At 64.8% G+C, this 21,087-nt stretch carries 17 protein-coding genes and 1 riboswitch; of the genes, 6 read left to right on the top strand and 11 right to left on the bottom strand.

Annotated elements, in window-relative coordinates; genetic code table 11:
* Positions 1–59: 59 nt before the first annotated feature.
* The 4 genes from QAZ47_RS08050 to thiB form a co-directional block, all read right to left on the bottom strand.
* Positions 60–1,529: a M48 family metalloprotease gene (locus tag QAZ47_RS08050; protein ID WP_278206146.1), complete on the bottom strand. Its 1,470-nt coding sequence runs from the start codon at positions 1,527–1,529 to the stop codon at positions 60–62.
* Positions 1,530–1,682: 153 nt separating this feature from the next.
* Positions 1,683–2,468 carry a thiamine ABC transporter ATP-binding protein gene (gene thiQ, locus QAZ47_RS08045; protein ID WP_278232872.1) on the bottom strand — a complete coding sequence of 262 codons (786 nt, stop codon included), beginning with the start codon at positions 2,466–2,468 and terminating at the stop codon, positions 1,683–1,685.
* Entirely contained in the window at positions 2,465–4,087 is a 1,623-nt protein-coding gene (thiP, locus tag QAZ47_RS08040) for a thiamine/thiamine pyrophosphate ABC transporter permease (protein ID WP_278232871.1), read from the bottom strand. Before thiP ends, thiQ begins: the two co-directional genes overlap by 4 nt.
* A 240-nt stretch (positions 4,088–4,327) precedes the next feature.
* Positions 4,328–5,338, bottom strand: a complete 1,011-nt coding sequence (gene thiB, locus QAZ47_RS08035; RefSeq protein WP_278232870.1) for a thiamine ABC transporter substrate binding subunit — start codon at positions 5,336–5,338, stop codon at positions 4,328–4,330.
* A gap of 43 nt (positions 5,339–5,381) precedes the next feature.
* A riboswitch (TPP riboswitch) is annotated at positions 5,382–5,496 on the bottom strand.
* 134 nt (positions 5,497–5,630) lie between these two features.
* Here thiB and QAZ47_RS08030 point away from each other — a divergent pair.
* The 4 genes from QAZ47_RS08030 (at position 5,631) to QAZ47_RS08015 (ending at position 8,715) form a co-directional block, all read left to right on the top strand.
* Positions 5,631–6,275, top strand: coding sequence for a thiamine diphosphokinase (locus QAZ47_RS08030; RefSeq protein WP_278076253.1), 645 nt, complete (start codon positions 5,631–5,633; stop codon positions 6,273–6,275).
* 1 nt (position 6,276) lies between these two features.
* Positions 6,277–8,097: an ABC-F family ATP-binding cassette domain-containing protein gene (locus QAZ47_RS08025; RefSeq protein ID WP_278232869.1), complete on the top strand. Its 1,821-nt coding sequence runs from the start codon at positions 6,277–6,279 to the stop codon at positions 8,095–8,097.
* A gap of 73 nt (positions 8,098–8,170) precedes the next feature.
* Complete coding sequence (locus QAZ47_RS08020) at positions 8,171–8,413, top strand: type II toxin-antitoxin system CcdA family antitoxin (protein WP_278076251.1); 243 nt, start codon at positions 8,171–8,173, stop codon at positions 8,411–8,413.
* Positions 8,413–8,715, top strand: a complete 303-nt coding sequence (locus QAZ47_RS08015) for a CcdB family protein (protein ID WP_278232868.1) — start codon at positions 8,413–8,415, stop codon at positions 8,713–8,715. The genes QAZ47_RS08020 and QAZ47_RS08015 overlap by 1 nt, the downstream gene beginning before the upstream one ends.
* A gap of 19 nt (positions 8,716–8,734) precedes the next feature.
* Here the strand turns inward: QAZ47_RS08015 and QAZ47_RS08010 are convergent, their stop codons facing one another.
* Together QAZ47_RS08010 and QAZ47_RS08005 are read right to left on the bottom strand one after the other, a co-directional pair.
* Positions 8,735–10,522, bottom strand: coding sequence for a hypothetical protein (locus tag QAZ47_RS08010; protein WP_278232867.1), 1,788 nt, complete (start codon positions 10,520–10,522; stop codon positions 8,735–8,737).
* A 68-nt stretch (positions 10,523–10,590) separates the two neighbouring features.
* Positions 10,591–11,889: an adenylosuccinate synthase gene (locus QAZ47_RS08005; RefSeq protein WP_278206137.1), complete on the bottom strand. Its 1,299-nt coding sequence runs from the start codon at positions 11,887–11,889 to the stop codon at positions 10,591–10,593.
* A 314-nt stretch (positions 11,890–12,203) separates the two neighbouring features.
* Here QAZ47_RS08005 and QAZ47_RS08000 point away from each other — a divergent pair, with 314 nt between their 5' ends.
* The gene (locus tag QAZ47_RS08000) at positions 12,204–13,136 is read left to right on the top strand and encodes a DMT family transporter (protein WP_278206136.1); all 933 of its coding nucleotides are present in this window, start codon (positions 12,204–12,206) and stop codon (positions 13,134–13,136) included.
* A 208-nt stretch (positions 13,137–13,344) separates the two neighbouring features.
* On the opposite strand, the gene serA is transcribed toward QAZ47_RS08000, so the two are convergent.
* From serA to glmM, 5 genes are all read right to left on the bottom strand, one after another.
* Complete coding sequence (serA, locus tag QAZ47_RS07995; RefSeq protein ID WP_278206135.1) at positions 13,345–14,946, bottom strand: phosphoglycerate dehydrogenase; 1,602 nt, start codon at positions 14,944–14,946, stop codon at positions 13,345–13,347.
* A 66-nt stretch (positions 14,947–15,012) separates the two neighbouring features.
* Positions 15,013–16,188, bottom strand: a complete 1,176-nt coding sequence (locus QAZ47_RS07990; protein WP_278232866.1) for a phosphoserine transaminase — start codon at positions 16,186–16,188, stop codon at positions 15,013–15,015.
* 194 nt (positions 16,189–16,382) lie between these two features.
* The gene (locus QAZ47_RS07985; protein WP_278206133.1) at positions 16,383–17,258 is read right to left on the bottom strand and encodes an outer membrane beta-barrel protein; all 876 of its coding nucleotides are present in this window, start codon (positions 17,256–17,258) and stop codon (positions 16,383–16,385) included.
* A 208-nt stretch (positions 17,259–17,466) separates the two neighbouring features.
* Complete coding sequence (locus QAZ47_RS07980; protein WP_278206132.1) at positions 17,467–18,285, bottom strand: outer membrane protein; 819 nt, start codon at positions 18,283–18,285, stop codon at positions 17,467–17,469.
* 209 nt (positions 18,286–18,494) lie between these two features.
* Complete coding sequence (gene glmM, locus QAZ47_RS07975) at positions 18,495–19,847, bottom strand: phosphoglucosamine mutase (RefSeq protein ID WP_278232865.1); 1,353 nt, start codon at positions 19,845–19,847, stop codon at positions 18,495–18,497.
* A 366-nt stretch (positions 19,848–20,213) separates the two neighbouring features.
* Here glmM and QAZ47_RS07970 point away from each other — a divergent pair, with 366 nt between their 5' ends.
* Entirely contained in the window at positions 20,214–21,062 is an 849-nt protein-coding gene (locus tag QAZ47_RS07970) for a hypothetical protein (RefSeq protein WP_278206130.1), read from the top strand.
* Positions 21,063–21,087 lie beyond the last annotated feature (25 nt).

The following is a 21,087-nucleotide window of genomic DNA, read 5'->3' as shown; positions in this document are numbered from 1 at the left end:
AGCAACAACGGCGTGCGCGGGCAACCGAATAGACAGACCGAGCCGTTTCCTGGCGGAAGCTATTTGTCGGTGACGATCTTGACCTTGTCGCCGGCCGACACCGTCGCGCCCGGCGACATCGCGTTCAGCACGCGGAACAGGTCGAGCTTGCGGTCGACGCCGACCATTTGCGCCGCGAGCGTGCCCATGTTCTGGCCCGGCTGCACGGTGACCACCCGGATATGCAGCGGCTTCAGCGCCGCCTTCTCGGCCGCGCTCAGCGTGCGGAAGGAACCGCTGACCGAACGTGCGACCGGCTCCAGCGCGGCGCTGGCCGAGGGTGCTGCGGTCAGCAGCCGGTAGACCTGCCCGCCGGCGCGGATCACCGCGATATCGAACTGCCATCCTTGCGCGCTGGCATGCGCCATCGCCGCTTCGTTGCCGTTGACCGTCTCCTGGCGCACGCTGGCGTCGTCCAGCCCGGCGACCCAGCCGCTGCGGATGTAATCCGTCAGCGACACCGATTTGTCGATCGCCACGCCATCGAAGCGGATGGCGATGTCGCCGGGTCCGGTCGCGGTGACGGCGGCCGCCGAATTGTCGATGACGAAACCGTCCGGCACCGCGAACGACACGCCGAGGCCGGGATGCATGAAGGTCTGGCCGCGCACGTAGCCCTCTTCCGGCGTGTCGCCGTAGAGCAGGCCGTCTATGCCGGCGAGGAAGGCATCGCGATCGCGCGTGCCGACGCCGGGCGGGCCGAAGTTGCGGGCAAGGCGCTGCGCCAGCTCGATGCGCTGCGGCGTGTTGGGGTGCGTGGCCAAGAAGTCGAGGCTGGCATCGGTGGCGCCGCTGACCGAGCGGAAATCGGTATAGGCCGACATCGACTGCAGGAAGCGGCCGGCCGCATACGGATCGTAGCCCGCCTCGCCGATCGACTTGATGCCGATGGCGTCGGCCTGCAGTTCCTGGTTGCGCGAGAACTGCGCCAGCCTCAGCTTGCCGCGGATGAGTGCTGCCTTGGCGGTCGGGCTGTCGCCGAGCACATCGGAAACGACCTTGGTCGCCAGCCCTTCCTCGGCCTCGAGCTGCTGCCGCTGCAACCCGTGATTCGCGGTGACGTGGCCCATCTCATGCGCGATGACGGCGGCAAGCTCGGAGGAGTCGTTGGCCAGAGCCAGCAGTCCGCGCGTCACGTAGAGGTAGCCGCCGGGCAGCGCGAAAGCGTTGACGTTGGGCGAATTGAGGATGGTGATGCGATAGGTCTGGGTCGGGTTGGCCGACACCACGGTCAGGTTGCCGACGACCTTGGCCACCATGCGCTCGAGCTTCGGATCGGAATATTCGCCGCCATAGGTGGCGAGAATCCGCGGATGCTGCGCCTTCGCCATGTCGGCGAGCTTGGCGTTGGCGACGACGTTGTCGACCGTGATCGGCTTGTCCGAGGGCTGGAAGCCGGATTCCTGGACGTCGGGCGGCGTGAACATCTGGCAGCTCGCCAGCGCCACGGCAAAGCCCGCCAACGCAAAGAATCGCGTCAGCGGCTTCATCCATACTTTCTCCGCGCCGGTCGTCAGATCGGCTTCCTTTCGAAATCTTTCGGCAAATCACGGCCCACCCGGACCAGCATGGCCGGACCTAGCCACACTCCCCCGGACAAGGCAAGCAAACGCCGGATCACCCGTTGCCGGTTTGGGCGTAAATTATGTCCGCTTCCGGGCAATATGTTGTGATACGGCAACGCTGCCGCCTTGATCGCCGATATAGCGCCGGAAGGCGTCCGGACCAGAGCGGTCGAAGAAATCCGCGGCCGGCCCGGTCGCGGCGATCATGCCTTCGTCCAGAAACGCCATGTTCTCGCCGATGCGGCGGGCATCTTCCGGCTGGTGCGTGACGAAAAGCACGGTCATCTGCCGCTCGGCGTGGATGCCGGCCACGAGATCGAGCATGTCGTCGCGCAGCGCCGGACCGAGCGAAGCGAAAGGCTCGTCGAGCAGAAGCACCGGACGATCGCGTAGGAGCACCCTTGCCAGTGCGACGCGCTGCCGCTCGCCGCCGGAAAGCTCGCGCGGCAGCCGCTTCTCCTTGCCGGCAAGGCCAACCCGCGCCAGCGCCTCCGCGACCGCGTGGCGGTCGGCGGCAGTGAGCTTGAGCGACGGCGAGCGGCCGAGCCCGACATTGCCCTCGACCGAAAGATGGGCAAACAGATTGTTTTCCTGGAACACCATCGATACCGGTCGCGCCGAAGGCGGCGCATCGTCGACATCGATCCCGCCGATCAGCACCTTGCCGGCGCCGGGCAGCTCGAAGCCGGCGACCAGATTGAGCAGCGTCGACTTGCCTGAACCGCTCGGCCCCATGATGGCGGTGATCTTGCCGGCGGCGAATTCGGCATCGAAGCGGAACGAAGCCTCGCCATAGCTGAACGAAACATCGTCCAGCGTGACGGCCAGTGCCGTCTCCGTCGCTATGCCATTGCTCGTCGTCATGCCTTTGCTTCCCGCCCGAGCCAGTCGGCGGCGACAACCAGCATCAGGCAAACGAGGCCGAGCAGCAAGGCAAGCCCCGCGGCGTCGGCGGTCCGGTAGCTGCCCATGCGCGCGAGCAGGAGATAGGGCAAGGTCTGCACCGAATCGCTGCCGAACAGCGCGATCACGCCGAGATCGCCAAGCGACAGCGCCATGGCGAAGGCGAAGCCGGTGGCCAAAGGCCGCCGGAGCGACGGCCAGTCGACCAGGCGCAGCCGGTTCCAGCCGTAAATGCCGAGCGCCAGGCAGAGCCGCTCGTGACGCTCGCTCGCCGCGTCATAGGCCGGGCGAACGGCGCGGATGGCGAAGGGCATCGCCATCACCGCGTTGACGGCGACGACCATGACGGGCGCGACGGCGAAGACATCCGTGACGCCGCGCAAGGCCAGGAACCAGCCGGCGCCGACCACGATCGGCGGCACGACGAGCACGAAACCGGCGCCGGTATCGGTGGCATGTTCGAGCAGCGACATGGCGCCGCCCGCGCGCCGCCGCAAGGCCAGCGCACGCCGGGCCGCGATGAGCGAGAGCGACAGCGCCACCGAAAGCAGCGCCGAGAGGAAAGAGAGCGCGGCGCTGGTGAGCGTCGCACGGCGCACGGCCTCCTCGCCGGCCAGCCGTCCGAGATCGGCCTCCAGGCCGGCCAGCACGGTCGCCGCCATCGGCCCGGCGACGAACAGCAAGGTAAGTGCGATCAGACCGGCGTTCACCATCGTTTCAGCCTTGCCCGCCGAAAGATAGCGGCGTGGCGCCACCGGCAGATTGGCGTCGCCGACCGTATTGGCGCCAAGCCGCATCAGTGCCGTGACCACTACGAAGGTCAGACCGATCTGCAGCAGCGTCAGAACCACGGCCCTAGCCGGATCGAAATCGAAACGCAGCGCCTGGTAGATCGCGACCTCCAGCGTCGTGGCGGCGGGCCCGCCGCCCAGCGTCAGCACGATGGTGAAGGAGGTGATGCAGAGCATGAACACCAGTCCGGCGACGCCCGGCAGTGCGGCGCGCAGCGCCGGCCATTCGATCAGCCGCAACGCCGGCCAGGCCCCCATGCCGAGCTGGCTCGCCAGCCGCCACTGGTCGGCGGGCACCGTGCCGAGCGCCTCCAGGAACAGACGCGTGGCCAGAGGCAAATTGAAGAAGACATGCGCGATCAGAATGCCGGACAGGCCGTAGATGCCGGGCCACTCGCCGCCGCCAAGGCTGCCGAGAGCGCCGGCAAAATAGCCGGCATGGCCGTAGAGTGCCAACACGCCGAGCGCGGCAACGATGGCCGGCAGCGCCAGCGGCACGGCGAAGAGCTGCAGGATCAGCCGACGGCCGGGAAACTCCGGGTGCCGGGACAGGGCACGCGCCACCAGCAGCGCCGGCGCGACCGACAGCAATGTCGAAAGCAACGCCTGCCAAAGCGTGAAGCGGGCGACACGGAGGAGATAGCCGTCAAAGGCGACGAGAGCGCCGGACGGGTCGCGCGCGCCTTCGAGGATGAGCCCGACGAAGGCGCCGCCGATGAGCATGGCGATTGCCGCAAGGGCGATGATGCCGGCGGTGACGCGGGAGTCAGGGCGCGGCGAAGATTGCACGCTGCACCATTGGGATTCGAGCTAACGAACGCCGTGTTCCTTCGCGCCCCCCTCTGTCCTGCCGGACATCTCCCCCACAAGGGGGGAGATCAGCAGCGTCGGCGCCCTGCTCATTCCTGCAACGTTGCCAATTGGCGAAATCGCCGATGACAGCCAATCTCCCCCCAAGTGGGGGAGATGTCCGGCAGGACAGAGGGGGGCGCCGTAGAGCGATCATCTTCGATAGATAGCCAAAGCCGCCTACTTGCTCATCGCCGCCAGCCATTCGTCCACCCAGGCCTTGCGGTTTGCCGCGACCTCTTCCGGGCTGAACAGCAGGGTCTTGGTCGGCTTCACCAGTTTGTCGAAGGCCGGGTTGAGCGGCTTGTCGGTCTTGCCGGCCGGGAACATCCAGTTGGTCTCCGGGATGACGTCCTGGAATTTCGGTCCGGTCATGAAGGCGATGAACTTTTCCGCCAGCGGGTTCTTCGCGCCGGTCGTCGTGACGCCGGCGACCTCGATCTGCAGATACTCGCCCTCCTCGAAGGACGCGGCCTGGTAGCGTTCGGTGTTCTCCGCCACCATGTGGTAGGCTGGCGAGGTGGTGTAGGACAGCACCATCGGCGCCTCACCCTTGGTGAACAGGCCGTAGGCCTCGCTCCAGCCCGGCGTCACCGTGAGCACCTTGGATTTGAGCTTGGCCCAGGCCTCCGGTGCCTTGTCGCCATAGACCGACTTCACCCAGAGCAGCAGGCCGAGGCCCGGCGTCGAGGTGCGCGGATCCTGGATGACGATCTTGTCGGCGGCACCACCCTCGACCAGCTCCTTCAGGCTTTTCGGCGGGGTCTTCAGCTTCTCGGTGTCGTAGACGACGGCGAAATAGCCGTAGTCGAAGGGCACGAACGTGTCGTCCTTCCAGCCTCCGGGCACATTCAAATCTGCAACGGCGCCATGCGGCGCGAAAAGGCCGCTTGCCTTGGCGTCCGCGGTCAGGTTGGTGTCGAGGCCGAGCACGACGTCAGCCTTGGTGCCGGCGCCCTCCAGCTTGACGCGGTTGAGCAGCGCCACGCCGTCGGCGACCGAGACGAATTCGAGATCGCAGCCGCATTCGGCCTCGAATTCCTTCTTCACCGCGGGTCCCGGACCCCAGTCGGCGGTGAAGCTTTCATAGGTATAGACGGTGAGCTTGTCCTTCGCCTCGGCAGGCCCGGCGGCTGCCAAAAGCGAAACGAGGCCTGTTGCGAGGATAAGCTGGGACAATAGTGAGCGCATCGGCGCCTCCTTCGTTCGCGTGACAAGGAATTGAGGCGTCGGATGGTCCGAAACGTCTAATCCCTCCGCCGGTACAAACCGGATCAGGTTCGGCGGGTTGGCATTGTCGCCTCTCAGCCGGTTCGCGAAGTCAGCGTCCGGCACCCCGTTAGAGCGCTTCGAGACATAGGCCCGGCCGATGCGGCGCGCAAGCGGAAGTTTGCCGGGCATCCGATGACTTCGGAACGCAGCGCTATCCGTTTGGATGCGCCTGGCTTCCGTTTCGCGGGCGGGGCTGGTAAGGGCGACGCCCATGGGAACATTCACCATCCTGCTTGGCGGCGAGCTCGTCCGCACGCCTCGGCTCGATCGCCAGATCGAAGGCTCCCGCGTCATCGCCGCCGACGCCGGCATCGGTCATGCCCGCATGCTGGGCCTCGTACCGGAGCTATGGGTCGGCGACTTCGATTCGGTGCCGCCGAACCTGCCGGAGGATCTCGCCGCCGTGCCGCGCAAGATCTTTCCGGCCGAAAAGGACATGACCGACGGCGAGCTCGCCATCGCCGAGGCGCTCGCGCGCGGCGCCACCAGCCTGGTGCTGGCCGGCGCCTTCGGCGGCAAGCGCGCCGACCATGCCTTCCTGCATCAGGCGCTTGGGCATCGGCTGGCCGAGGCGGGCACGACGGTACTGCTGACCAGCGGCGCGCAGGAGGGCGTCCCCATCCTGCCGGGCAAAGCCGCCTTCGATTACGCCGACGGAACGCTGTTCTCGGTGCTCGGCTTCTCCGAACTCGCCGGCCTGACGGTCTCCGGCGCCAAATGGCCGCTCGACCGTGTCGAGGTGGCGTTTGGTTCCTCGCTCACTATATCGAACGAGGTCAAGGGCCGGCTCGAGATCGCGCTCGAGAGTGGCCGGGCGCTGCTGCTCGCCCACCCCTATCCTCTTGCCGAAAGCTGACATGGCTCCGCCTCTTCTCAATCTCGACGGCATAAAATTGACCTTTGGCGGCACGCCGCTGCTCGACGGCGCGTCGCTGAGCGCTTCCGCCGGCGAGAAGATCGCGCTTGTCGGCCGCAACGGTTCGGGCAAGTCGACGCTGCTCAAGATCGCCGCCGGGCTGGTCGAGCCGCAGGACGGCGAGGTGTTCCGCCAGCCATCGGCGACGGTCCGCTATTTGCCGCAGATGCCCGATATGGATGGCTTCGCCAGCGTGCGCGCCTATGTCGAGGCTGGTCTCGGGCCGGCCGACGACCCGCATCGCGCCACCTATTTGATGGACCATCTCGGCCTCACCGGCGAGGAACGGCCGAGCGACCTTTCCGGCGGCGAAGCGCGCCGGGCCGCGCTTGCCCGCGTCATGGCGCCCGAACCCGACATCCTGCTGCTCGACGAGCCGACCAACCACCTCGACCTGTCGGTCATCGAATGGCTGGAAGAGGAGCTTGCCCGCACCTCTTCGGCCGTGATCCTGATCTCGCACGATCGCCGCTTTCTCGAGCGCGTCTCGCGCGCCACGGTCTGGCTCGACCGCGGCCAGACCCGGCGGCTGGACAAAGGCTTCGCGCATTTCGAGGAATGGCGCGACCAGGTGCTGGAAGAGGAGGAGCGCGAGCAGCACAAGCTCGGCCGCCAGATCGTGCGCGAGGAGCACTGGCTGCGCTATGGCGTGACCGCCAGGCGCAAGCGCAATATGCGCCGCCTCGGCGAGCTGCAGGCCATGCGCCAGCGCTTTCGCAGCCATCGCGGCGCCGAGGGCACGGCGACCATGGTGGCGAGCGACGCCGCCGAATCCGGCAAGCTGGTGATCGAGGCCAAGGGGATCGACAAGAGCTTTGGCGACTTGACCGTGGTCAAGGGGTTCTCGACCCGCATCCAGCGCGGCGATCGTGTCGGCCTGGTCGGACCGAACGGCGCCGGCAAGACGACTCTTCTGAAAATGCTGACCGGCGAGCTGACGCCGGACGATGGCTCGGTGCGGCGCGGCGTCAATCTGGAGATCGCGACGCTCGACCAGAAGCGCGAGGCCGTCGACCCGCAGGAGACGCTGGCGCACTACCTGACCGACGGACGCGGCGAGAACCTTGTGGTCAACGGCGAGCAGCGCCACGTCGTCTCCTACATGAAGGATTTTCTGTTCAAGCCGGAGCAGGCTCGCACGCCGGTGCGGGAGCTTTCGGGCGGTGAGCGCGCGCGCCTGCTGCTGGCCCGGGTGCTGGCGCGGCCGGCGAATCTTCTGGTGCTCGACGAGCCGACCAACGACCTCGACATGGAGACGCTTGAGCTGCTGCAGGAACTGGTCGCCGGCTTTGCCGGGACGGTGATCCTGGTAAGCCACGACCGCGATTTCCTCGACCGCACCATCACCAGCGTGATCGCGCCGGACGGCGGCGGGCGTTGGATCGAATATGCCGGCGGCTATTCCGACATGCTGGCGCAGCGCGGCGGCTCGAAGCTCGAGGATGGCAAGGCGAGGCCGAAGGCCGAAGCCGCTGACGCAGGCGCTGGGACAAAGGCCGAGCAAGCCGCTCCGAAGGGCCCGGCGAAGAAACTCTCGTTCAAGCAGAAATTCGCGCTGGAATCCCTGCCGAAGAAGATCGAGGCGGTCGCCGCCTCGATCTCGCGGCTGGAGAACAACATCGCCGATCCGTCCTTCTACGAGCGTGACCCGGTCTCGTTCCAGAAGACCATTGCAGCGCTCGACAAGGAGCGCACGACGCTGGCGGCACTCGAGGAAGAATGGCTGGAGCTGGAGATGCTGCGCGAGGAGGTGGAGGGTTGAGCCCCGACCAGCACCTGCTCGTTGTCGCAACAAGGAAATGCGCATATAGTATACGCATGTTGCGGAGGCCGTTATGCGCAAGATAGCTGCAAACGCGGTCCGTCAGCCGGCAAATCTGTCGATCGATTCACAGCTCATGACGGAAGCAAAGGGACTCAACGTGAATGTCTCGCGAGCCGCTGAGGCCGGCATTGCCGAAGCGGTAGCTGCCGAGAAAACGCGACTTTGGAAGCTTGAAAACCGCGCCACGATGGATTCCTGGAATGACTATGTCGAGAAGCATGGCATTCCGCTCAAAGAACATCGGCAGTTCTGATGGCGCGTTATGACGTCTTCGCCGCCAGTGGCATAGAAGGCGGCTACCTTCTTGATGTTCAGTCCGATCTGCTCGATAACTTCAAGACAAGAGCGGTCGTTCCGCTTCTGCCACTCTCGTCGGCGCCTCCGCCAATGCGAAAGCTACACCCGGTCTTCGAAATCAATGGGCGGAAACTGATCATGGCCACCCATCTGATCGCCACCGTGGCCGTCACGGAGCTCACTGAGAACAGAACCAATCTCACGAACCATCACGACGAGATCGTCGCCGCGCTCGACATGCTGTTTGAAGGCTTCTGAGCGACACCGCCGCTGTTCCTCACCCCGAAGTCTTGGTGGCCCAGGCCTTCAGCGCCTCGTCGAAGACCTTCTCGCCGGGGATGCCCTTTTCCATGGTGAGCAGCGCACGCCGTCCGGTCTTGTAGACCACCGGCACGTCGATCCAGTCCTGTCCCCTGAGCAGTGTCAAATTGGCGTCCTCGTCGGCCTTGGTGTCGTTGAGCGCGACGAGGAAGAAGCCGTCGGCGATCTTGGCCGGGATGCCGATCAGCGGGCTGCCGGCATCCTGTTCCGAGCTCTTCATGGCTATGCGCAGGATGTTGTCGACGCCGCCGCCGTCGAACCCTTCCGGCGTCAGGAAGATCATCTCGATGATATGGCTGGCCGGCAGGGTCTGGTCGGTGTTGCGCCGGATGGTCATGCGCAGCTGGATGTCCTTGCCGGGAATTGTCGCCTCGGCGCGAATCGCCGGCTCGGGCGGCAGGTCGCCGCCTGGCGATTCCTGCACCAGCGACCATACGATGCTGCCGGGCTCGGCGGTGCCTTGCTGCGTGCTGGTGCGCTCCTCATAGAAGATCGCCTTCTGGCCGACCGGCACGGTCGCCTCGGCCGTCGCCGGCGCGGGCGTGGTTCCCGACGCGGGTGGCGTCGCGCCAGCCGCAGGCGGAGTGATCGCCGCGGACGGGGTCCCGGTAACCGGCGCAGGCGGATTGGCGGCAGCGCCGGCAGGCGACGGCGGCGTCGCTCCGGCGGCAGGCGGGGTCGCGCCCGGCGTTTGCGCAGCCGGCGGCGTGCCGGCGGCGGCAGGCGGGGTCGTCGTCGCAGGCGCTGCCGGCGGCGGCGTGGTCAGCGCTGCGACGGATTCGCCCTCGCCGATGGTGCTCTGCCCGCCGGCCGGGCCGGGATCGGTCTCCTTGCCCTCAGGGGTCAGGCGCTGGGTGAACTTTGCTTCGGCCGGCTCGCTGGGAGCGGCTGCGTTGGCGCCCCCGGCGGCAGGCGCGGCCGCCGTCTCGGGCGCCGGCTTTGCCGGGGCAGGCTTGACCAGAGGCTCGGTCGAGACCGTCTTGCTGCCGCCGCCTTTCAGGCCGAGCATCGTGCTGAACGCATCCTTGTTCAGCCAGACCCCGTAACCGCCGCCGGCCAGCACCAGAAGCGCAATGACCGTCGCGATCAACCCGCCATAGCTGCGCTTGCGCGGCGGCCGCAGCCGCTGAAACGTGTCCGCCGCCGGCTGTTCGTCATTGGCGAAGACATCGCTGCCGTCGTCCGGCTCGGCGGCATCCATGCCGGGCAGGTTGACATCGTCCTCGCGCGGCGAGGGCATTGGCGGCGGTGCCGCAGGCACTTTGTGCCAGCCTGCGGGCTCGGTCTTCGTCGCGCCTTGCCAGCTTGGCTCCATCTTTGGGGCGCTCTGCCAGCTTGGTTCCGTCTTGACGGGCGCCGGCGCCGGCTTGAAGGGCTCGGGTTTGGCAGGCTCGGGCCTAGCAGGCTCGAGCTTCGTCACCGCCGGTTGCCGGACGTGGCTCGTTTGGTTCTTGTTGCGGTCGATCGATGAGAAGATGTGTTCGAGTTCCGCCAGCGGATCTTCTGCTGGAGCCGGCTTGGGCGCCGGAGCAGGCTTGGCGTACTCCCGCTCGACACTGGAAATGGCATCTTCCAGCGAGCGCTTCTGCTTGCTGACGACCTCGGCGGACAAAGGCGGAGAATAGTCGGCGAGCTTCTTCGCCAGTGCCGCACGCGCATTCTCGTAAATCCGCTTGCGCAGCTCGGACGAGGGCTCGCCGTGCTTCTCAAGCTGCTTTTTCAGAACACCAACGAAATCTGCCATGCGTCAGTCGGACCTGCATTCTTTCCCCGGCCTGCAAATCAGTCGTAGCGCCGGGAAGGGCTGTGAAACTAGTCTTGAAACGGGTCGGTCACAAGTATCGTGTCGTCCCGCTCCGGGCTGGTGGAAAGCAGCGCAACCGGGGCGCCGATCAGCTCTTCGATATAGCGGACATATTTGACCGCTTGCGCCGGCAGATCGTTCCAGCTCCTGGCGCCGGCCGTCGTTCCCTTCCAGCCTTCGAGCGTCTCATAGACCGGCTCGACGCGCGCCTGGGCGCCCTGGCTGGCCGGCAGGTAGTCGATCGGCTCGCCATCGAGGCGATAGCCGGTGCAGACCTTGATCTCGTCCAGCCCGTCGAGCACGTCGAGCTTGGTGAGAGCGATGCCCTTGATGCCGTTGACGGCGACGGCCTGGCGCACCAGCACGGCGTCGAACCAGCCGCAGCGGCGCTTGCGGCCGGTGACGACGCCGAACTCGTGGCCGCGCGTACCGAGGAACTCGCCGATCTCGTTCTTCTGTTCGGTCGGGAACGGACCTTCGCCGACACGCGTCGTATAGGCCTTGGTGATGCCGAGCACATAGCCGATAGCGCCGGGGCCGGTGCCGGAGCCTGCGGCCGCCTGTCCCGCCACCGTGTTGGACGAGGTCACGAAAGGGTAGGTGCCGTGGTCGATGTCGAGCAGCGTGCCTTGCGCGCCCTCGAACAGGATGCGCTCGCCCGCGCGCCGCTTGTCGTCGAGCACTTTCCAGACGCGGTCCATGTAAGGCAGGATCTCGCCGGCAACAGAGGTCAGCTCCTGCATGATCGCCTCATGCGTCGCCTCGGCATGGCCGAGCCCTCGGCGCAGCGCATTGTGGTGCGTGAGCAGCCGGTCGACCTTCAGGGGGAGTGTCTCCAAATCCGCCAAATCCATCACCCGCACCGCGCGCCGGCCTACCTTGTCCTCGTAGGCGGGGCCGATGCCGCGGCGGGTCGTGCCAATCTTGGTTCCGGAATTGGAGGCGGCGTCTTCGCGGAATCCGTCCAGTTCCCGGTGCAACGACAGGATAAGCGCGGTGTTTTCGGCTATTTTCAGGCGCTCCGGCGTAACGTCCACGCCCTGCTCCCTGAGCTTCGCCACTTCCGCGACGAAGGCATGCGGATCGAAGACCACGCCGTTGCCGATGATCGACAGCTTGCCTTGCCTGACCACGCCGGACGGCAGGAGCGACAGCTTGTAGACCTTGCCGTCGACGACCAGCGTATGACCTGCATTGTGGCCGCCCTGGAAGCGCACGACCACGTCGGCACGTTCCGACAGCCAGTCGACGATCTTGCCCTTGCCTTCGTCGCCCCACTGCGAGCCGACGACCACCACATTGGCCATGTTCTTTTCCCTTGAGATGCCGCCTTGGCGGCTTGAAACGACAGGCCTCTATAGACTCATGTTCAGGCCGATGCGACCCTTTCTTTGCCGCCGAAACCCCATGGTCCCGAACCGAAGGACCGCGTAAGCGAAAAGTGGGAACAGGTTTCGAAAGAGATCATGCTGCAATCAAGTGCGGGACCAGGATGATGATTCAAAGAAATCGCCATCCTGGTCCAGGCACAACAAATTCTGGCTTTCGCAGCATTTACTTGCCGCGGTCATCGCAATAGGTCGGCTTTGATCTTCGAACAGACTCCGCGCCGGATTGAGCGATGCATCGAGCTGCCTATCTGTTCCTTCTCTCCACCATGCTGCTATGGGGCGGCAATTCCGTGGCCGGCAAGCTTGCCGTCGGCCATGTGTCGCCGATGACATTGGTTTTCCTGCGCTGGGTGTTGGCGGTTCTGATCATGCTGCCCGTCGGCTGGCGGGCGTTTCGCGAGGACTGGCCCGAGCTGCGCCGGCATTGGCTGCTGCTCGCCGGACTCGGCGCCTGCGGCTTCACGATCTTCAACGTCATCTTCTACACGGCGCTCAACTACACGACCGCCATCAATGTCTCGATCGAGCAGGCCGCCATACCGATCGTCATCATCCTTGCCAACTTCGTGCTGTTCCGCCTGCATGTGCAGCGCCTGCAAATCGTCGGCGTGGCGCTGACCATCGTCGGCGTCGCCCTCACCGCTAGCCATGGCGATCTCAGCCAGTTGCTGAAGCTCGATCTCAATTTCGGCGATGCGATCATGCTGGTCGCGGTGCTCTGCTACAGCCTCTATTCGGTGGGGCTGCGTCTGAAGCCGGCCATTCGCTGGCAAGGCTTCATGCTGGCTTTGTCGTTCGCCGCGCTTTTGACCTCGTTGCCCTTCTTTGTCTGGGAAGTGGCGGCCGGCCGCGTCATCGTCCCGGACGCGCGAGGATGGGCGGTCGCGTTCTACACCGCGCTCGGCGCGTCCGTCGTCTCGCAGATCTTCTACATCCGGGGCAATGAACTGATCGGCGCCAATCGCGCTGGGCTGTTCATCAATCTGGTGCCGATCTTCGGCACGCTGCTTTCGGTGCTGATCGTCGGCGAACAGTTCGAGCTCTATCAGGGACTTGCACTCGCGCTCGTGCTCGGAGGCATCGCGCTCGCCGAATACAGCGGCAGAAGGGCAATTCTGCAGGCATCGCGGCAGCCGCTGCTGGATACGCAAGGCAGTGATTGACGATGGCGATGCGAGAACGCACCCCGGCTCCCCTTGCCGGTCAGGTGTTGCCTTAATGCATGTCGCCCGGAGTGTGCGCGGCTCTGGGACAACGACATGCATCAAAACAAGGGCTTAAAGCGCGCCGCCTGAATCCGTTTCGGCGCGACGCGCTTTAAGAGTAGGGCCCCTTATGCCGCGGCATGCGGGGCCCTTTTTTGATGACTTGTCAATCGCTGCCGACGTCGAAGTGCAGCCGCTTGGCCGAGTCGATCGATTTGTGCGCCCGCAGCTGGTCCAGCACGCTTTCCGGGAAAGGCGCGTCGAGATAGAGCAGCGCGATCGCATCGCCGCCCGGCCGGTTGCGGCCGAGCTGGAAGTTGGCGATGTTGACGCCGTTCTCGCCGCAGACGGTGCCGAGCAGGCCGATGATGCCGGGCGCGTCCGCATTGGTCGTGTAGAGCATGTGCTGGCCGACCTCGGCGTCGAGGTTGATGCCCTTGATCTGGATGAAGCGCGGCTTGTGGTCGGAGAAACAGGTGCCGGCGATCGAACGCGTCATGTGCTCGGTGGTGACGGTGAGCTTGATATAGCCGTCGAAGACGCCCGATTTGTCGCGCTTGACCTCGGCAACGATGATGCCGCGCTCCTTCACCATGATCGGCGCCGACACCATGTTGACGTCCGAGACCTGCGGCCGGATCAGGCCGGCAAGAGCGGCACTCACCAGCGCTCGCGTGTTCATCGTCGCGGTCGAGCCGTCGAACAGGATCTCGACCTCCTTGATCGGATCCTCGGTGACCTGGCCGACAAAGGCGCCGAGCACCTCGGCGAGCTTGACGAAGGGTTTCAGCCTCGGCGCTTCCTCGGCGGTGATCGAGGGCATGTTGATGGCATTGGAGACGGCGCCCTTGATCAGGTAGTCGGACATCTGCTCGGCGACCTGAAGGGCGACGTTCTCCTGCGCCTCGGTGGTCGAGGCGCCGAGATGCGGGGTGGCTACGACATTCTCCAGGCCGAACAGTGCGTTCTGCTCGGCCGGCTCCACCTCGAAGACGTCGACGCCGGCGCCGGCAACCTTGCCGCTCTTCAGCGCCGCGACCAGGTCGGCCTCGACGACCAGCCCGCCGCGCGCGCAATTGATGATGCGCACGCCGTCCTTCATCTTGGCGATCGCGGCCGCGTCGATGATGTTGCGCGTCTTGTCGGTCAGCGGCGTGTGCAAGGTGATGAAGTCGGCGCGGGCGAAGAGATCGTCGAGCTCGACCTTCTCGACACCGAGCTCTTCGGCGCGGCTGTCCGACAGGAACGGATCGAAGGCAATCACATGCATCTTCAGGCCGACACCGCGCGTCGCGACGATCGAGCCGATATTGCCGCAGCCGATCACGCCCAGCGTCTTGCCGGTGATCTCGATACCCATGAAGCGGTTCTTCTCCCACTTGCCGGCATGGGTCGAGGCGTTGGCCTCCGGGATCTGGCGCGCCAGCGCGAAGATCATCGCCACGGCGTGCTCTGCCGTGGTGATCGAGTTGCCGAAGGGCGTGTTCATCACGATGATGCCCCTGCGGCTCGCCGCGGGGATGTCGACATTATCGACGCCGATGCCGGCACGGCCGACGACCTTCAGCCTGGTGGCGGCATTGATCAGCTTCTCGGTGACCTTGGTCGCCGAGCGGATGGCGAGGCCGTCATACTGGCCGATCACTTCGAGCAGCTTTTCCTTGTCCTTGCCGAGATCGGGCAAGTAGTCGACCTCGATGCCGCGATCCTTGAAAATCTGCACGGCGGTCGTTGAAAGTTTATCCGATACGAGAACGCGGGGCGCCATAACGGCCTCCTTGAAGGGAATTGAGCGTGTTGGGAAATGGTGGCGGCCCACAGGCCGCCACGAATTTCAGGCCGCTGCTTTGAGCGACGCCTTCTGCGAGGCAAAGGCCCAGTCGAGCCATGGCAGCAGCGCTTCGAGATCGGAGGTCTCGACGGTCGCGCCGCACCAGATGCGCAAGCCGGGCGGCGCGTCGCGATAGGAGCCGATGTCATAGGCGACACCTTCCTTGTCGAGCGCCGAGACGATGCCCTTGGCGAACGCCGCCTGACCGTCGGCGTCGAGCCCCGCCACTTGCACGTCGGTGAAGGAGAGGCAGACCGAGGTGTTCGAGCGCGTCGCCGGATCGACGGCCAGATGGCCGAGCCACGATGACTTGTCCACGAACCGGTCGAGCACCGCGGCATTGGCGTCGGCGCGGGCAATGAGCGTTTCCAGGCCGCCGATCGACTTCGCCCATTGAAGGGCATCGAGATAGTCCTCGACGCACAGCATCGACGGCGTGTTGATGGTCTCGCCCTTGAAGATGCCCTCGATCAGCTTGCCGCCCGAGGTCAGGCGGAAGATCTTCGGCAGCGGCCAGGCCGGCTTGTAGGTTTCCAGCCGCTCGACGGCGCGTGGGCTGAGGATCAGCATGCCGTGCGCGCCCTCGCCGCCCAGCACCTTCTGCCAGGAGAAGGTCACGACATCGAGTTTTTCGAAGTCGAGCCTCTGGGCGAAGGCGGCCGAAGTCGCGTCGCAAATGGTCAGGCCGCGGCGCGCGGCCGGAATGAAATCGCCGTTCGGCACGCGCACGCCGGAAGTCGTGCCGTTCCAGGTGAAGACCACGTCGCGGTCGAAATCGATCTGCGTCAGGTCCGGCAACACACCGTAGCCGGCCTCGAACTTGCGCACGTCGGCGAGCCTGAGCTGCTTGACGACATCGGTCACCCAGCCGGAACCGAAACTTTCCCAGGCGACCATGTCGACGCCTTGCTCGCCGAGCAGCGACCACAGCGCCATCTCCACCGCGCCGGTATCGGACGCCGGCACGATGCCGATGCGATAGTTGGCGGGAACCTTGAGGATCTCGCGCGTCAGCTCGATCGCCTGTTCGAGCTTCGCCTTGCCGATCTTGGCGCGATGGGAACGTCCGAGCGCAGCGGCTTTCAGCGCCTCGGCCGACCAGCCGGGGCGTTTTGCGCAGGGACCTGAGGAGAAATTGGGATTTGCCGGACGGAGTCCGGGCTTGGTAAGCGTCGTCATTGTGGTCTATCCTTCCAGATAGTGGCCCCTCGTTGGGGAGGGGTGGCCCACGGACGGCGATATGCTTTCAGCCTTCCGGCGTCAAGAGCAAAGTTTTTGTCGCTGGCGGGACATATGTCAGGTTTTTCATCACAAGGCGAAAACGAAAACGGCGGAGCGCAGGATCCGCCGTCCGCATATGAGAAGACGCGGTTTTACCAGAGATCGTAGCGCAGCCCGAGTTTGACGCTCTGATAGTCGACGCCCTTGTGGATATTGAAGGCTCCGCCGTCATAGGCGACATACTTCGCACTGGGCACCGCGAAATACTCGTAACCGAGGTCGACGGAGACATTCTTGGTGACCTGGTAGGACAAACCGGCGGCGAGCGAATAGGCGAAATCGTAGCTGGCCTTTGAAGTCACCGCGCCATCGTAGCCGGCGGGATCGTCGCAGTTGAATTGATCGACGGTCTGGAACCCGCCAGCGGTCGTGGTCGATGTCGTCTCGACGCAGTCACGCTTGCCGATCGCCCTGCTGTATTTGCTATAGACCACACCAAGGCCCGCGCCGATATACGGCGTCAGACCGACATATGTGCCGAGATCGACATAGCCGTTCGCCATCAGGCTGTAGGCTTTGTTGTTGGCCAGGTTGGAGCCTCTGCAAGGCGCCGAAGCCGGGGCGGTGGTTTGATTGACGACGGTGCCCGTGTTGACGTCCGAGATCGTCGTGGTGATCGAGCCGTCGCAAGTGGTGACGAAGTTGTCGCCGAATCTGTTGGAGGGCAGAATGCCGAAATTCAAATCGCCGCGCAGATAGTCGTTGAAATGGTAGCCCATGCCAATGCTGCCATCGAACAGGCTGTTCTTGGATGTGAAGCCCGCCGCAGTTTCCTCGTTGTCGTAAGGATGGCTGAAGGCGTAGCCGACATCGCCGCGCAGGTACCAGCCTGAGCCGACCTCGACCGGCTGATAGTCCGGCGCCTGGTCGACATAGATCGGCGGGTCGTAGTCGGCCGACACCGCCTGTGTCGCCGGCATCAGCACGATTGCGGCGAGCGCCAGTGCGATACGCGATTTTGATGTCATGGTCCCCGGCTCCTGAAGTTGGCGCCAGTCGCGAACGCGAGCACAGCTGCCGTTTCAAGGAGTATTGTTAACCATAGTGGTTAAGTGCCGGTTAAGGATAACAGGCGGTTACCGAATTGATTTCGATGTGATTTAACCAGCCGCGCACAAAACGAAACCGCCCGGCATTTTGCCGGGCGGTTGACGAATTTCAGGACCTTCGAAGCGATTACTTGGTGTAGATCGGCTCCGGCTCCGGCTGGTAGGCCACCACCGGTGCGGCGCAGCCGTTGTTGCCGCCGAACTGGTAGCGCAGGCCTCCGCGCACCTCATGCGTGTTGATGCCGTGGTCGAACCCCGGCCCGGAGCTGCTCGCATCGAACTCGAACATGCGCCCGCCCTGGATATGGGTGAAGCGGTAGCCTGCGTCGAGGATGAGCTTGTCGGTCAGGCAGTAGGAGGCGCCGGCCATGAGCGCGTAGGCGAAGCGCCAGTTGGACGACCCCGGATTGGTCTCGGTGGTGTTCGGATCGTGGACCGTGTCCCACTTGATGTGCGCGCCGCCGATGCCGGCGCCGACGTAAGGCGTGATGCCGTGATAGGTGCCGATATCGACATAGGCATTGGCCAGCAGCAGCAGGGCGCTCATCCTCGACACCTCGGTCGATGTCGTGGTGAGGTCCGAGGTCTGGCCGTTGAAGTTCGACTTGAACCAGTAGTCGGCGGTCAGATCGGTACGGAAGTAATCGTTGACCTTGTAGCCGACGCCGCCGCCGAGCGAAAAGCCGCCCTTGAGCTTGCCGAAATCGAAATCGTTGGTGCCGGGCGGCGGGCCGTATGTAATGTAGTCGATGCCACGCAAGGTCGACTTGTGGTAGTCGATGTCGCCGCGGATGTACCAGCCACCGACGTCAACCGGCTGAGCCTCGACGACTGGCGGCGGCGCCTCCTCGACCGGTGGTGGTTCCGCGAGATCGGCGGCGAGCGCCGGTCCGGCTACCCCCGCGAGCAGCGCGGCAAAAAATGCCATTCTTGCTGAATTCAACATGCTGTCACCCCTAAGAAGCCTCGGGACGACACCGCCCGAGGTTGAACCTCGGCGTGGATAATGAATTGCAAAGGTTAAAAGCCGTTTAACCGTACCGATTAACCACGAATCCATACAATTTTAGAGGGAATGCCGTTGTGCGGGCGGGGCGCGAAAAAGCCCGCCGGAGGCGGGCTGGAGACGCGGCCAGGCTCGGTTCGCGGCGGCTGTCAGGCAGCGCTGCGGGTTTCCGAGATGATGCCGACGATGTCGTTGACGACGGTCTCGACCAGTTGCGGATCGTCGCCTTCAGCCATGACGCGGATGAGCGGCTCGGTGCCGGAGGGCCGGATGACGAGGCGGCCGGACTTGCCGAGACGGTTGCGCGCCTCTTCGATGGCCGCCTTGACCGGTGCCTCCTCCAGCGGTTTGCCGCCGGAGATGCGGACGTTCTTGAGAAGCTGCGGCACCGGCTCGAACTTCTTCGACAGGTCGCTGACCGGCCGGTTCTGCCGCTTGATGCAGGCCAGCACCTGCAGCGCCGAAACCAGACCGTCGCCGGTGGTCGAGAAATCGGAGAGCACGATATGGCCGGACTGCTCGCCGCCGACATTGAGGCCGTGCGCGCGCATATGCTCGACGACATAGCGGTCGCCGACCTTGGTGCGGTGCAGCTGCAGGTTCATGTCGCCGAGGAACCGTTCGAGGCCGAGATTGGACATCACGGTCGAGACGATGCCGCCGCCGGCCAGCCGCCCGCTCTGGTGCCAGGACTCGGCGATCAGCGCCATGATCTGGTCGCCATCGACGATGGCGCCGTTCTCGTCGACTATGACCACGCGGTCGGCGTCGCCGTCGAGCGCGATGCCGATGTCGGCACGCACCTCGTGCACCTTCTTCTGCAGGCCGGCCGGATGGGTCGAGCCGCACTCCTTGTTGATGTTGAAGCCGTTCGGCTCGACATTGATGGCGACCACTTCGGCGCCGAGCTCCCACAGCGCCTCCGGCGCCACCTTGTAGGAGGCGCCGTTCGCGCAATCGACGACGATACGAAGCCCGGAAAGCGACATCGAGCGCGGCAGCGTGCGCTTGGCGAATTCGATGTAGCGGTCATGCACGCCATCGACGCGCTTGGCGCGACCCAGCCCGTCGGAATCGGCAAGCGCCAGGTCGATGTCCTTGTCGAGCATGCCTTCGATGCGCTCCTCGATCTCGTCGGAGAGCTTGTAGCCATCGGGGCCGAACAGCTTGATGCCGTTGTCGTAATAGGGGTTGTGCGAGGCCGAGATCATCACGCCGATGTCGGCGCGCAGCGAGCGCACCAGCATGGCGACCGCCGGTGTCGGAATGGGCCCGAGCAGGAACACGTCCATGCCGGCGGCGCACAGGCCCGACACCATCGCATTCTCGATCATGTAGCCGGAAAGCCGTGTGTCCTTGCCGAGCACGACGCGGTGCCGATGATTGCCGCGCTGGAACGAAAGCCCGGCGGCCATCCCGACCCTCATGGCGACCTCGGCCGTCATCGGAAACTTGTTGGCGCGTCCGCGGATGCCGTCGGTGCCGAAATACTGCCCTGCCATGCCTGCCAATGTCCCCGTCGGTTTCAGCCGCCCGTATTGCCACAATTGGGCCGCATCCGATCATCACATTTCGTGATTATATATTACCATTCCTTAGAAAATGATTGTCGCGGGCGGTTCAAGTGATTCGACAGCCTACCACGACCTCTCACTGTAGCGGCAATATACCAGCCGAGGCGAGCTTTTCCGCCGGATGCGGCTTGGAAAAACCTTGTTTGCGCGACCAGCCGCAAGCAATTCATCACCTTATCGGGAGCAACACACTTTGTGAGGGCATCCGCGCTGGAAGCATCTGGCGCAGTCTGAAGTTGAGAGCTATTGATTTGGTATAGGGACACCATCTGGCGGCAGCAAGGGAGAAACGCCATGCTTATTCATAGACTTGCAACATTGACGGGCCTCGCCGTCGCAGCCTTTTTCGTGGCGGCGCCGGCCAACGCGCTGACCATGGCCGAGTGCAGCACCAAGTACAACGCGGCCAAGGACGCCGGAACGCTCGCCGGCCAGACCTGGAACCAGTTCCGCAAGGCGCAGTGCGGCAGCGACGCTTCCGCTGCGACCGACGCGAAAGCGACGACCGACACCAAGGCGGCCGAGACCAAGCCTGCCAAGAAGGCTAAGGACACCGCCGCCGCGGCCACCGACAGCTCGACCAAGGGCCTGACCGCCAAGGAATGCAGCGCCAAGTACCAGGCCGCGAAGGCCGCCGGCACGTTGAACGGCATGAAGTGGAACGACTTCCGCAAGACCGAATGCACGGCCGGCGCCACTGCGGCGGCGACCGACACGAAGCCTGCCAAGACCGCGAGCTCGACGGCGGCGGCAGCCGACGGCGGCAAGGGCCTGAGCATGGCCGAATGCAGCACCAAGTATCAGGCAGCGAAGACCGCCAACAAGCTGAACGGCATGAAGTGGAACGACTTCCGCAAGGCCGAATGCGGCGCCGGCGCCGCCGACGACGATACCGTGCCCGCTCCGACCGAGGCGACCTTCACCAAGGAGCCGGCGAAGCCGACCGCCGCTGCGCCGAAGGGCGTGACCTTCCCGACCGCCATCTCGCCGAAATTCGCCACCGAGACCCCGGCCAAGGGCCGCATGCACACCTGCCTCGAGCAATACTACGCCAACAAGGACGCCAACACGCTGAACGGCCTGAAGTGGATCCAGAAGGGCGGCGGCTTCTACAGCCTCTGCAACGCCAAGCTGAAGAGCTGATCGCCTAGATTATTCGAAGAGAAAA

Source organism: Mesorhizobium sp. WSM4904 (assembly GCF_029674545.1).
Taxonomy (GTDB): Bacteria; Pseudomonadota; Alphaproteobacteria; order Rhizobiales; family Rhizobiaceae; genus Mesorhizobium.
Note: the sequence above shows the minus strand (reverse complement) of the source record. Positions and strands in the feature narration are given on the sequence as shown.